This window comes from Ensifer sp. 38_S197, from assembly GCF_056924495.1.
The window spans coordinates 1,359,234-1,371,598 of the sequence record NZ_JBXOVZ010000001.1; the positions used below are offsets into that span (position 1 = coordinate 1,359,234).

Annotated in this window: 11 protein-coding genes and 3 pseudogenes; 8 read left to right on the forward strand and 6 right to left on the reverse strand. The window is 60.0% G+C overall.

What is annotated here, in order from left to right:
• The first annotated feature begins 46 nt into the window (after positions 1-46).
• Together AC1Z3V_RS06290 and AC1Z3V_RS06295 are read left to right on the forward strand one after the other, a co-directional pair.
• A complete protein-coding gene (locus AC1Z3V_RS06290) occupies positions 47-706 on the forward strand; it encodes a response regulator transcription factor (RefSeq protein WP_483497867.1) in 660 nt (219 codons plus the stop codon).
• Positions 703-2,028 carry a sensor histidine kinase gene (locus AC1Z3V_RS06295; RefSeq protein WP_483499570.1) on the forward strand — a complete coding sequence of 442 codons (1,326 nt, stop codon included), beginning with the start codon at positions 703-705 and terminating at the stop codon, positions 2,026-2,028. The genes AC1Z3V_RS06290 and AC1Z3V_RS06295 overlap by 4 nt, the downstream gene beginning before the upstream one ends.
• 90 nt (positions 2,029-2,118) lie before the next feature.
• Here the strand turns inward: AC1Z3V_RS06295 and AC1Z3V_RS06300 are convergent, their stop codons facing one another.
• Positions 2,119-2,427, reverse strand: a complete 309-nt coding sequence (locus tag AC1Z3V_RS06300) for a PepSY domain-containing protein (protein ID WP_483497868.1) — start codon at positions 2,425-2,427, stop codon at positions 2,119-2,121.
• A gap of 298 nt (positions 2,428-2,725) precedes the next feature.
• Here AC1Z3V_RS06300 and AC1Z3V_RS06305 point away from each other — a divergent pair.
• Positions 2,726-2,997 (forward strand): annotated as a pseudogene (locus AC1Z3V_RS06305) (usg protein).
• Positions 2,998-3,140: 143 nt separating this feature from the next.
• Here the strand turns inward: AC1Z3V_RS06305 and AC1Z3V_RS06310 are convergent.
• Both AC1Z3V_RS06310 and AC1Z3V_RS06315 read right to left on the reverse strand, forming a co-directional pair.
• A pseudogene (locus AC1Z3V_RS06310) lies at positions 3,141-3,946 on the reverse strand (GGDEF domain-containing protein); the annotation flags it as partial.
• Positions 3,947-4,210: 264 nt separating this feature from the next.
• A pseudogene (locus AC1Z3V_RS06315) lies at positions 4,211-4,556 on the reverse strand (transposase); the annotation flags it as partial.
• A gap of 205 nt (positions 4,557-4,761) precedes the next feature.
• Here AC1Z3V_RS06315 and AC1Z3V_RS06320 point away from each other — a divergent pair.
• Entirely contained in the window at positions 4,762-5,370 is a 609-nt protein-coding gene (locus AC1Z3V_RS06320; protein WP_483497870.1) for an NUDIX hydrolase, read from the forward strand.
• 813 nt (positions 5,371-6,183) lie between these two features.
• On the opposite strand, the gene AC1Z3V_RS06325 is transcribed toward AC1Z3V_RS06320, so the two are convergent.
• Positions 6,184-7,260: an MFS transporter gene (locus AC1Z3V_RS06325; RefSeq protein WP_483497871.1), complete on the reverse strand. Its 1,077-nt coding sequence runs from the start codon at positions 7,258-7,260 to the stop codon at positions 6,184-6,186.
• Between the two features lie 340 nt (positions 7,261-7,600).
• Here AC1Z3V_RS06325 and AC1Z3V_RS06330 point away from each other — a divergent pair, with 340 nt between their 5' ends.
• The 3 genes from AC1Z3V_RS06330 (at position 7,601) to AC1Z3V_RS06340 (ending at position 11,278) form a co-directional block, all read left to right on the forward strand.
• Positions 7,601-7,957, forward strand: coding sequence for a PadR family transcriptional regulator (locus AC1Z3V_RS06330; protein WP_483497872.1), 357 nt, complete (start codon positions 7,601-7,603; stop codon positions 7,955-7,957).
• Positions 7,954-9,171: a chromate efflux transporter gene (gene chrA, locus AC1Z3V_RS06335; protein ID WP_483497874.1), complete on the forward strand. Its 1,218-nt coding sequence runs from the start codon at positions 7,954-7,956 to the stop codon at positions 9,169-9,171. Before AC1Z3V_RS06330 ends, chrA begins: the two co-directional genes overlap by 4 nt.
• A gap of 274 nt (positions 9,172-9,445) precedes the next feature.
• Complete coding sequence (locus AC1Z3V_RS06340) at positions 9,446-11,278, forward strand: cation:proton antiporter domain-containing protein (RefSeq protein ID WP_483497875.1); 1,833 nt, start codon at positions 9,446-9,448, stop codon at positions 11,276-11,278.
• Between the two features lie 197 nt (positions 11,279-11,475).
• Here AC1Z3V_RS06340 and AC1Z3V_RS06345 read toward each other — a convergent pair whose 3' ends face one another.
• Entirely contained in the window at positions 11,476-11,763 is a 288-nt protein-coding gene (locus AC1Z3V_RS06345; protein WP_483497876.1) for a hypothetical protein, read from the reverse strand.
• On the reverse strand, positions 11,760-12,083 hold the full coding sequence (locus AC1Z3V_RS06350; protein WP_483497877.1) for a hypothetical protein: 324 nt from the start codon (positions 12,081-12,083) through the stop codon (positions 11,760-11,762). Before AC1Z3V_RS06350 ends, AC1Z3V_RS06345 begins: the two co-directional genes overlap by 4 nt.
• Before the next feature lie 70 nt (positions 12,084-12,153).
• Here AC1Z3V_RS06350 and AC1Z3V_RS06355 point away from each other — a divergent pair, with 70 nt between their 5' ends.
• Positions 12,154-12,324, forward strand: a complete 171-nt coding sequence (locus AC1Z3V_RS06355; RefSeq protein ID WP_483497878.1) for a hypothetical protein — start codon at positions 12,154-12,156, stop codon at positions 12,322-12,324.
• Positions 12,325-12,365: the final 41 nt, after the last annotated feature.

Below are 12,365 nucleotides of genomic sequence, written 5' to 3' on the forward strand. Positions count from 1 at the left end.
AGCTTCAGATCTTAGGAACACAACAGACTAGGAGGCCGATCGCACGATGCGTGTTTTGCTCGTTGAAGACGATGTAATCCTCGGAAAAGCCGTTCGTGACCACATCGCCGCCGGACATTCCGTCGATTGGGTGACACGGCTCGACGCCGCACGCGATCATATCAACAGCACCGCCTACGACCTCATTCTTCTTGACCTGATGCTCCCCGACGGCCTGGGCATCGGCTTCCTGCGAAAACTGCGCGCGGAGGGAAGCGTCACGCCGGTCATCATCCTGACGGCGCTCGACCAGATATCCGACTGCATCGAGGGGCTCGACGCGGGCGCTGACGACTACATGATCAAGCCGTTCGATCTTTCGGAATTGTCGTCGCGGCTGAATGCAGTGGCGCGGCGGTATAGCGGCAATCCCAATCCCCTCGTCGAGATCGGCGACCTGCGCATCGATCTCGCCGCCAAAACCGTAAAACGCAGCGAACACAGCGTCGAACTGACCGGCCGGGAATGGGCGCTGTTCGAGACATTCCTGCAACGGCCCGGTATCGCATTGACCAAAACCCAGCTTGAAGACCGGCTCTATGCTTTCGGGGCTGAGGTCGAGAGCAACACGATCGAGGTCCATGTCAGCCGGCTGCGCAAGAAGCTCGGCCATTCGGTGATCGACACGGTGCGCGGCATCGGATACCGCCTCGGAAGCGCGCGATAATGCGCCCGCGCAGCCTGCAATGGCGTCTTTCGCTCTGGCTCGGCCTGGGCATCACGATGCTCTGGACGGTCGCTGCCGTGGCTACCGCCTATAGGTTGCATCATGAAATGGATGAGGTTTTCGATAGTGCGCTGGAGGAGACCGCCCAACGGATTCTGCCGCTTGCTGCGCTCGAAATCCTCTCGCGTGATGCCGGCGATACGGATCAGCGCGTCGCGACACTTCGCCAGCATGACGAATATTTCACCTACGTCGTGCGCGATGCGTCGGGTAAGGTGCTGCTGCTCTCGCACAAAGCAGACCCTACGATCTTCCCGCCATTCTCGGAGATGGGGTTCACCGATACGCCGACGCATCGCCTCTACTCTGACTCTGCTTTGCAGGAGAGCCTTACGATCACCGTCGCCGAGCCGTTTTCGATTCGCCGAATGGTCGCCGAGCACACCGCGCTAGGCCTCGCTCTGCCGCTCGGCCTAATCGTTCCTCTCAGCCTCGTCGGTGTCTGGGTCATCGTCCGGCTGTCGATGGCGCCGATCCGATCGTTTCGGTCAGAAATCGAAGTGCGCGGCGGCGATCTCAACCCCGTGAAGGTCGACAATCTGCCCTCGGAGATCGAACCCGTCGCTCAGTCGGTGAACCGGCTTCTTGAGCGGTTGAAGCGGACATTGCAGGCCGAACGAACGCTGGCGGCAAAATCCGCTCATGAACTGCGAACGCCTGTCGCCGCTGCGTTGGCACAGGCGCAAAGGATGATCATCGAGGCTCCAGACGAAACTGCCCGCGAGCGAGCGAGCGATATGGAAAGCGCCTTGCGGCGTCTTTCAAGGCTGGCCGAGAAGCTGATGCAGCTCGCAAGAGCCGAAGGCGGCCGCCTTCTGGCGGAGAAGCCCGTCAACATCGCCGCCATCCTTCGCATGGTCGTCAGTGAATTCGGCGGACATGCAAATACAGCCGGCCGGATCGAGTTGACGATTCCCGACGAACCGGTGCCTGCCGCTATCGATCCTGATGCCTTCGCCGTTCTGGCGCGCAACCTTATCGAAAACGCTCTAAAGCATGGGGATCCGGCGGAACCGGTCCGCGTGGCGCTATCGGCCGAGGGAGTGCTACATGTCGCAAATGCCGGGCCGGCTGTGTCGGCGGAGATGCTGTCGCGCCTGTCCGAGCCCTTCGAGCGGGGCCATTCCCAGGCGGACGGCGCAGGGCTCGGCCTAGCTATCGCCAAGGCGATCACCACCGGTACGGGCGGCAAGCTCGAACTGAACTCACCTAGAGAGGGGCGGCAGGACGGTTTTGAGGTCAGATTCTCCGCAGGAAAGTAGAGAATCTCAGAACTGCCGTGCTGCCATCTGGTGATTGACGAAGGCATCCACGCATCACCATGAATGCCTTCGTCGCATAATTGAACCTGCTCAGTTGCGCACGGCCTTATGCTTTGTCCTGCTGATAGCCGCGTCGGGATCATTGCCGAAGCGTTTGACTGTCCCATCGACAACTTCCAACGTCACAGGGTCGATCTTTACCTTGAGAACGTTGCGGCTCGCATCAGTGACTCGAAGCTCGTAGCAGCCGTCGTCGATCTTCATCTTGTCGACGGTCCATTCGAAGTCGCTTACAAGCCGTGCCAGGGCTTCGAAGGATTGCCTCTTTTCGGGCGCGACGTCGCATGTCTCTCCGGCCAGGGCCCCACCCGCCGGCAGCGCCGCCAGCAAGGCGAGCATTACGATAGACTTTCTCATGGGTTCAACTCCTCGGTTGCCATCATCTACGGTTGCAAGAATGCCCCGCCGTCCTGATGACCACCTGAAGAACGACAAGATTTTCCGTCAGCGTTCTGTCAGCCAGACAGTGCGGCAACCGGGATAAGCAAGAGGGCGTGTGGAAAAAATTTGCACTCTCACGAGGTGGCGGCTAACGCTCGGAAAAGGAACAACAATTGCGGCTACGTCGTTTGATTTCGAATTAAATATTCGGAAAACTTGGGTGATCTTCACAGCGGCAGTCAAACGGAGATGAAGCATGCGATTTTCATCGGATTTTGAACGTGAGCTTGCCGGCTATGGTCTTACCACCGCGCATATCCTTTACCGCATTCCGGATTACGAGAGCGTTCTGCAGACCTATGTCTGGCAGGACTACGGCATAGCCCCTGATTTCCCCCAAATGCACAAGTTTCTGGATTTTGGTGATCCAACCTCGATGGCCCGTTATATTCCGTCCGTTATACCCACCGGCGGCTGATCGGTCCCAGCGAGTGGCGCAGCGTTCAAGGCGAGTTCCCGATGCACTGAGGCTTGGGCCGCAGTCTACTCTGGACCGAGGCCGGCGGGCTCGGCCGCAGGGCGGATGCCTGGCGCCATAAGCGGGTTAGCCAGGTTTCGTCGTCACTTGATATACCTTGATCCAGAGCGCGGGCAGCGCCAACACGTTGACGCCTCCGGTTCGAACAACTGCTGACGCCAAGCAGCTTGATCCCCACCTCAGTTCGGGCCACCAGCTCGAGCCGCGAATTTGCGTCCGTCAATTCGCCAAGACGAGACCGGTCGCGTAGTTCGAGCAGAAAGGTCTTGTGCGCCAGGATGCCTGCAGTCCTGCGCGCAATAACGGTCGCGACGACCCCGCTTGCGAAGAAGAACGCACCGGCCAGAGCATTCTCGGCGGTAATTTCCGGATTTTGCATCTGGAAGACAAGATAAAGACCGAGCGCGAAGACGGCGATTGCAATCGACCGTTCGAGCGGGACGGGGAATATGATGATCGCGGTCACGGCGACAAAAAGCATGATCGTAAGGTGTCGCTCGTAATATTCGCCTCCCGTATTTACGCCGACCAGCGCGACCGAAAGCAGGATCAAAAACACACCAACGTGGAGCGCTACGCCCTCGATCCAAGTCCCGCGCGGTTTCTGAAATACGATCGCAGTGAGGATTGCTGCGGGGGGCAGAATCGACGCCGGCAGAAGCATCTTCATGACGACTTCAGACTGAAGCAAGGCGGCCTTGACTGCCAGCGTCAGGACGTCGAGGACCACCACCCACATCATCCAGGCACGGATAATCTTCGACGCCTATGGCCACGACCGCGCGTGGAAGAGCCGGGCAAGTTCCGCATTAAGGCGAATATCGCGTGTGCGTCCCGCAAGAAGACGATCGACTTCGCTGACGACCGTCGGGGGCAATCGTTGGGCGGGCGCTGAAACTCGCTCGCGCGTGAAACGCCTGATGTTCGTCGTGTATCCATGCTCTGGCCATCTAGGGGCGGATCAGACAAGGGCAAGAATGTGCGGCCTGACAGTGATGGGCGTTACCGATTTGATTTAATGAGCGGTGCGGCAGCACAGTTCGATACATGGTGTGTGACTTGCCGCTGATGACGCTCTCGGCGGAAGACACCTGATCATTGGCACGCGGTGACGGCGCCTCTAAAGGATTGGCCAACCGGTCCTCAGCAGACCCCATAGAGCAGCGGCCCAGCGCCGACTGCGGACATATGTGGACGGCCCCTCCTTGCAAGGCTCACGCCATCGGCGAGCAGACGACCGGCGATCTGTTTCAGGGACCAAAGCGCCTTCAGCTGCTCGATCATCAGTTCGCGCAAATGCGGGGGCCGCACAAGCTTCCTTAAACGCTGCCGCCGCTCTTTGCGGATACCGTCAGCGACCGTTGGGAAGTAGCCGCTATAGTCGGGCAGCTCGCGGTCGTGGAAGGGGTTGCGTCGGATCTCACGATAGATCGTCGAATCGATGACGACCGAGTTCGCGCGCCATTTCTTTGGGTGGCAGCTTGCGTTCGACAAAGTGGAGGAGGCGGCGTCGATCGGCCAGATTCAGCTGCGAATAGCGTCGGGACATGCCAAAATGTCCAAAGTGAAACCATTGAAATCATTGGCATGTCGCATTTCAAGTTAGAATGTACCAGTCCGTTTTTAGAAGATCGCATTATGTATCGTCGGGTCCTCGGGGCATGGCCACCTTATGTGCCCCGTCGGGAGGCATCAATTCCATCATCAGACAAGGGTTTGCCTCGCTTGGTTCGCTCCATTAAAGTTTCCCGCGAATGGCAAAGAAAGAGAAGAATCGCTCAACGGACGAGTCCACGCTGCGACAACAAGTGGCGGCACTCCCGTTTCGCATTTCAGACTCCAATTTTATTGAAGTCCTCTTGATCACCTCGCGCGAGACCAGCCGGTTCATCATCCCGAAGGGATGGCGAAAGAAGGGCCAGAAGCGATCAGACGCTGCTGCCATGGAGGCCTACGAGGAGGCTGGCGTTGTCGGCAAAGTGGCGCGCAAGCCGACTGGAAACTACACATATTGGAAGCGCGGCGACGGGAAATTTGAACGGCTTCAAGTGCTTGTTTATCCGCTGGAGGTGAAAAAGCACCGGCCAAGCTGGCCTGAAAAGGGCGAGAGGAAATTGGCCTGGCTATCCAAGGAGGATGCAGCGCTTCTCGTCGATGAGCCCGCCCTTGCCTCTCTAATCAAGAACTTCAACGGGCCGCTGTCCAAGGCTGAATTCGGCGAAACTCCGCTCCATCAGGATCGGCTTTGTGACGCTGTTGATCCCACACGGTGCGTATCCGGAAGACAAGCTTCTGGCCGACAGCGATCGCAAATCCACCGCCACCGTCGATCTCCTCAATCACGGGGCGCAGGCCGCACCTAGACGATGAATCCGCCCAGACCCTCACCCATTTACGGTAGTATAGAATTGGTGAATGTGCGATCCATTTGCACAAACGCACCCGGATGACTGTCGCAGGCGCCTGCTCGCAGGTTCAAAGGGCGGATGCGCTCACATCGAAGTGCCTCTCAAGGAAATTCACGAGGAAAAGCCCAAAGAAGGCGTGGAGGAGAATCATGGATCATTCAGTCGGTTCAAGCGAGGCGCGGGCCGATAGTGGCCATCAAAGCGACTTTGCTACGCGACGCACCGAGGGTGTTGATTTTCGCGTCCAAAGGGCGGTTGACCGTTCGTGGGAAATCTCAGCCTTATCCGATCGCGCCGTGAGATGGCTGCGAGCCAATTACCATCCGGATTCTCCCTTGAAAATGTCCTCCGAACCGATCTGATCGGTGCGAACGGGTTCATGGGAAACGCGCGAGCGCGGGGATATAAGATAGAATATGTCGGACCGCACGGTGTGAACTTCTTCTGATAGCGACCCCGCGCCCCGGTCGACAAGTGCCCGCGAAGGCTGGATGCGGCCGAGGATTTTCTGGCAGCACGTGACTTTGTAGGCCAGGTGCTGTCAGCGGCGGCACTGGACCGTAAACCACGTTGACGTTGCCGAGCGTCATGCGCCGGTTCGTCGGTCCGGTGACCGCCAGGCTGGCGGAGACTGGCAGGTCGGAATCTCGCTAGTGCGAGAGGTCTGACCGCGTCTGATGGCTCGTTTTGGCTCTCGCTAGGAGAAACATCGGAAGCGAGGCAAGCTGCGCCGCGGCCACGAAGACGGCAAGCGCCAGCGTCGATCGATCATACAGCAAGCCCATCGCGATGCTGCCCGACAGCCAACCTCCGCCATAGGCCGTATAGAATAAACCGAAGGCCAAGCCGCGGTGGCCTTCCGGCAGCAACCCGGCGATAATCGCCTTCAGCAGCGTGTCCTGGACCGCATAACCGATGCCCCATAAGGGCATTGCGATGAGCGCCGCGGCGAGACCGCCCTGAAGCAGCACCGGCGAAGCAGGCCGACGGCACGATTCCCGCGATGAGCGCCAGCTTATCCGACCAGTCGTACAGCCTGCCGAGGATAAGGTTGGCGAGCACCCCTGACCCGGTGGCGAAGGCAAGCAGGACCGGGATCCATTCGGACGGAACAGTCCTGGTCCGCTCAAGGTGATACGCACCGAGCTCGTAGCTCAATAACCCGGCCGCGAACAGCGCGCCGGCGCCCATGTAAAGCCAATAGGGCAAGCCGAGCTTCCACGCCGTGGCGGTGCGGCCCTGCTCCAATCGCTCGGGAAGCGGGAACGTCAGCCGCGCAGCGACGAGCGCGATGATTGCCAGCACGACCGAAATGGTTAAAAGGGCGTAGGCGGTGCGATAGTCTCCGCGCAGGAATAGAATGAGAGCGGCGATCAACGGCCCCAAGGTCGCTCCCGCCTCATCCAGGGCAGTGTTGAGGCCGAAGGCCCAGCCTCGCCCGAGCTCGCCGGTCGTATAGGAGATCATCGCGTCGACCGTCGGCTTGCGCATTGCCCGTCCGACCCGTTCGGCAATGATCAGGGCTCCCGCAAGCTCCCAACTCCCGGCCAGCGCCATCGCCGGTACGGCGCAGAGGTTGATCGCATAGCCGGCGAAGGTGACCGCCCAATAGGCGCGAGTCCGGTCGGCGACCCAGCCGGCGACGGGCCTCAACGCATAGCCAAGGAATTCCCCTGCGCCGGCAATGACGCTGATTGCCGCGGCGCTTGCCCCGAGCATTCCAAGGAACTGGCCATTGATCGCCGCGCCACCTTCATAGGTGAGGTCGCCGAAGAGATTGACGACCCCCATAATGAGGACGAAGCGGAGTGCGGACGAACCGCCGAAATCGAGCACACCTTTCATTCGCCGGTCCTCCTTATGGCATCTTCTTCGATAAAAGGTCTTGCGAAGTATTTTTGTCCGAAGGGCCATCACTTCGCGAAGGCCCTCGCTCTTTCCGAGCCTTCTTTCTCGAGATCACATTTCAAGTACTGCAGTTAAACAGCTTTATGGCAGCGATTGCCGGCAGAACTGGGAAGACCGGCACTGGAGTGGCCCGTCAGAAAAGCGTCACACCGGCGGTCAGTAGTGGCCACAGTGCCGAGCAAAAACAATTCCCTATCTTCGTCTGTATAGTATACTCGATTTTCGCTATCGTATATCGATAGAGCGAACCGATCGCTCCACGAATCAAGGAACGGGCATGACCAGGACCCAGCCGGAAAACGTTGCGCCTGAGAAAAAGCGTTCGTTGAAAATGGAGCACCACGATCTCCTCTCCGGACTTGTGCGCCTGCACGTGCTGCATCATGCAGCCGAGCATGAGATCTACGGCCAATGGATGATCGATGAGCTGGCAAGCCATGGCTATCGCTTGTCGGCCGGCACGCTCTACCCGTTGCTGCACAAAATGGCGCGTGACGGCTACCTCACCTCGCGCGAGGAGCGCGACGGCCGCGTTGTACGCAAGCTCTATTCCATTACCGACAAGGGACGCGCGGGCCTTGCTTTGGCCAAGGAGCGCATCCGTGAATTTACTGGAGAGGTGATGAAGCGATGACGGACAGGGCGACGAGCGAAGAAAGCCATAGCAGAGGCTCGGCGGCCGAGGTTTTCGTGGCATTTCTCAAGCTTGGCCTGAGCTCCTTCGGGGGTCCGATCGCGCATCTCGGGTATTTTCGCGACGAACTGGTACTGCGGCGCAAATGGATCGACGAAAGGGGCTATGCCGATCTCGTGGCGCTCAGCCAGTTCCTGCCCGGCCCAGCGTCAAGCCAGGTGGGCTTTGCCTTAGGACTTTTGCGTGGCGGACCGCTTGGCGCGCTTGCGGCGTGGACGGCCTTCACCTTGCCATCGGCGATCCTCCTTGTTCTCTTTGCCTACGGCGCCGCGGCATTTGGTGGGTCGGTCGGAACCGGCATCATCAGCGGTCTCAAGATCGTCGCCGTCGCGATCGTGGCGCAGGCGGTTTGGGGCATGGCAAGGAACCTGTGTCCGGACCGCGAAAGGGCGACAATTGCGCTGGGTGCGGTGCTGATTGTCGTCCTCGTGGCGGGCGCGCTCGGTCAAGTGGCTGCGATCGCCGCCGGCGCGGCGGCAGGCACTCTGCTCTGCCGCCATCACCACGAAGAGATCACCAGACACATCAACTTCCCTGTTTCACCGAAGGTCGGGGCAGTTTCGCTCATCCTGTTCTTCGCGCTGATGCTTGGACTGCCGGTCATCGCACCCTCCACGTCCTTGCATGGGCTGGCAATATTCGACTCGTTTTATCGCGCTGGCTCGCTGGTCTTCGGCGGTGGCCACGTCGTGCTGCCGCTGCTCGAAAACGAGGTGGTGCGAAGCGGCTGGGTCGGTCACGACCAATTCTTGGCCGGCTATGGCGCGGCTCAGGCCGTGCCAGGGCCGCTCTTCACCTTCGCCGTCTATCTGGGAGCAATTTTGGAGCCGGGGCCTAACGGTCTCGTCGGGGCGAGCATCGCCCTGATTGCCATCTTCCTGCCGGGGTTCTTGATCTTGCTCGGCGTGGTTCCGTTCTGGGACAGCTTTCGCAAACGCCAAGGCGCGCAGGCCTTGATGAGGGGCGCCAATGCCGCCGTCGTCGGTATTCTCGGTGCGGCGCTCTACGATCCAGTGTTCACCAGCGCGGTGGTCGGTACGCGCCAGTTCGCCCTCGCACTCACCTGCTTCGTGCTGTTGATGGCGTGGAAAGCACCATCATGGATCGTCGTGCTCGTCGCCGCGGCGGGTGGCGTGCTGATTGCACCCGGGTGACGGTTGGGTCGCACCTTGCCGCCTACAAGGTGCACGTGCCGTTGTATGGCGGAAATCGGCCATGCGCCGCCTGCGGCGTCTGATGGACTCGGTCGTTCTTGCCGTCTCGGAGATGGGCGAGTTTACCTGTCATCGCACCGGAGACATTATCCCCTGAAACGAGAGTAGAATCCGCCAGAGGAGACGAAGTGTGATGTTGCGAGCGGTGGTACGGATCGGCACGGGGAACAAGCGCTGCGGACTTTTCGTATTGAGTGGAATTTGAGAGCTGTCGATGACGCCGGGACCAGAAAATTACAAGGAGCTTCTGCTGTTTCTAGCGACTGCGGGCGTCATCGTGCCTCTGTTTGGGCGGTTGAAGGTGAGCCCGGTCTTTGGATTTCTGGCCGCCGGCATTATTCTCGGCCCCTTCGGTCTCGGCGCTCTCGCCCCAGACGTTCCGTGGCTCTCTGCAGTATCCATCACGGATGTCGGACAGATCACCCATCTGGCCGAATTCGGGGTCGCATTCCTACTCTTTATGATCGCGCTCGAGCTGTCATGGAAGCGTCTGCTGCTGATGCGCAGACTGGTCTTCGGATTGGGGGGATTGCAGGTTCTCGCCTCGACGGCGGTCCTCGCGACCGTGACGTACCTGCTCGGTCAAACTCCGGCTTCAGCGGTGGTGCTCGGCACTGCGCTCGCGATGTCTTCGACGGCGATCATTCTACCCTCGCTCGTAGAGCGGAAACTGCTGAACACCACGGCTGGACGCGCAAGTTTCGCCGTGCTGCTCTTCCAAGACCTGGCTGTGGCACCTCTCCTGTTCATGGTGACGATGTTGGGTGCACGTGAAGGGACGGGGGTCGGCGCCGGCTTGCTGTATGCGCTGGCTCCTGCCGCCATTGCGATCATCGCAATGGCCGGGCTGGGCCGTCTCATTCTTCGCCCCCTGTTTAAGCTCGTCGCGGCAACAAGGAGCAGCGAGCTGTTCGTCGCTGCATGCCTCCTGGTGGTGATCGGCTCCGGCCTTGTCACGGCGCTCAGCGGCCAGTCCATGGCCCTGGGCGCCTTCATCGCAGGGCTGCTGCTGGCCGAAACCGAGTATCGCCGGCAGATCGAGGTGACGATCCAGCCCTTCCAGGGCCTTCTGCTTGGCCTCTTCTTCGTCTCGGTGGGAGCCCGCCTGGACCTTTCGGCGATCATTGCCAACCCAATCCCAACAGTGGGTGTCGCGATCGGTTTCTTTGCCATCAAGGCGGTTCTCCTGTTCCCGATCGCCCGCCTGATGGGCTTGCCAAACCGGGGGGCCGGCGAGTTGGCGGTGGTATTGGCGCCCGGCGGCGAGTTCGCACTGATCCTTATCGGTGCGGCTGTCGCAGGTAACGTCGTCCCTGGTGACGCGGGCGCCACTGCCACGGTCGCGGCTACTTTGACGATGGTGGGAATTCCGCTGCTGATCCGCATGCTCGGCCGCGGCGGCGCATACGCCCATATGGATGAAGCTGCTTTCGCAGGATTGACGCCTCACCATCACGACGGTCTGGAGCGGGTGATCGTCGTCGGATATGGGCGCGTCGGACAATTGGTCGCTGAAATGCTCACACGACACGAACTACGGTTCCTGGCGATCGATGCCGATCCGCTGCTGGTCGCCAGAGAGCGAGAGCGGGGTCATACGATCTTTTATGGCGATGCCACCCGGATCGAGTTGCTTCGACGTTGCGGAATTCAGAGCGCCCGCGCGCTTGTCGTGACCTTGGACAATGCCGACGCGATCGAATCCATCGTCCGCGCTGCACGCGCGGAGCGGCCGGATCTGACCATTGTCGCCCGCGCGCGGGATGCGCTGCACGCAACGAAATTGTACGAGCTGAAAGTCACGGATGCAGTGCCGGAGACCATCGAAGCCAGCCTCCAGCTCTCGCAAGCAGTGCCCGTTGATATCGGCATCCCGATGGGCCGGGTGATCGCATCGATTCACGAGAAACGGGATGAATTTCGCAAGCTGCTGCAGCCCCCCGACGGATCCGGCAGAGAGCGGCAAGCCATCCGGGCTCCGCAGTCGGACTCGCCCGGCAGACCGCACTCAAGCCCCAAGCACCTTCAAGAACGCGATCCGAAGTAAGGTGCGGACCGCACGAGCTCGCGCTGACGATATGCCAGTCATACGGTAGACGGGGAGGTGGGGCTTATCCTCGCTCGGTTTGATTGCAGTGCCGAGTTGGGCCATAATGGGAAGCCGTCCCTCTTCTAGACCCAAGAACTTCCCCGGGGCGGCTTATTAACCCCTTCACGCAGAGAAGGGGTTATTTTTGAGGCGACTCATTCGGGTTCTGCCGCTGGCCCGCTTCCCATCTTTACGGGAGCTACCGAACCGTCAGTCGATGCATCTCGAACATCCAGCGAAATGGTCCCAAACGATTGCTGTCTCTCGGCCGCATCGAGAGCTAGGCTCTTCCAAATCCCGTGGATCGCTTCAGCAGCTTCGATCCAAATTCGATCCGCGCCCGTGATTTCCATGTCAGCGGCATCTCTGCGATCATCCTCGTCGCGGCCGCCTATAGCGCCGAAGTTCTGCGCGGCGCATTGCGGTCGATCCCCCGCGTTCATGATTGCCTCCCCGAGCTGGTTCGCGTCGTCCCAGTAACTTTGGAGCTTGCCGTGTCATCCGTCGGCGCGGGCGTCGTGCTCGCCATTCTAAGGATGACGTCCCACCTCATCGGCCGTACCCCTTGAGCTACATGCCGCGTGAAATGCTGCTCCGAACGCTCGAACAGCCGGTTGGATGCCGCGGTGATGACCAGAAAAAGGGCGATGGCCACGAGGTAGAACTGGAACGGGTTGCGCGTGGAGCCGGCGCCGACATCGATCGTCCGCATCAGCTCGACGAGGCCGGTGACGGAAACCAGAGCGGTGTCCTTGAGCTCCATCTGCCAAGCGCTCCGCAAGATGGTACCGTTGATGGTAACTCAAGGGGTAATCCTCTTTCAGGACACGTCGTTGGTCTACGTCGTCTCCCTGCACGATTTCATGACCTCGGCGAGCATCGTTGCGAACACGCAGAACCGCATGGTTGAGATGTATGTGTTCGCAGCGGTTGTCTACTTCATCCTTTGTACGCTTGGCAGCACGCTCGCTGAGCGACTGAAACGCAATCCCACCCTTGCTTGATAGCTCGGCATGGGCGCGGCGGTTCTCTTAACCTACGACTG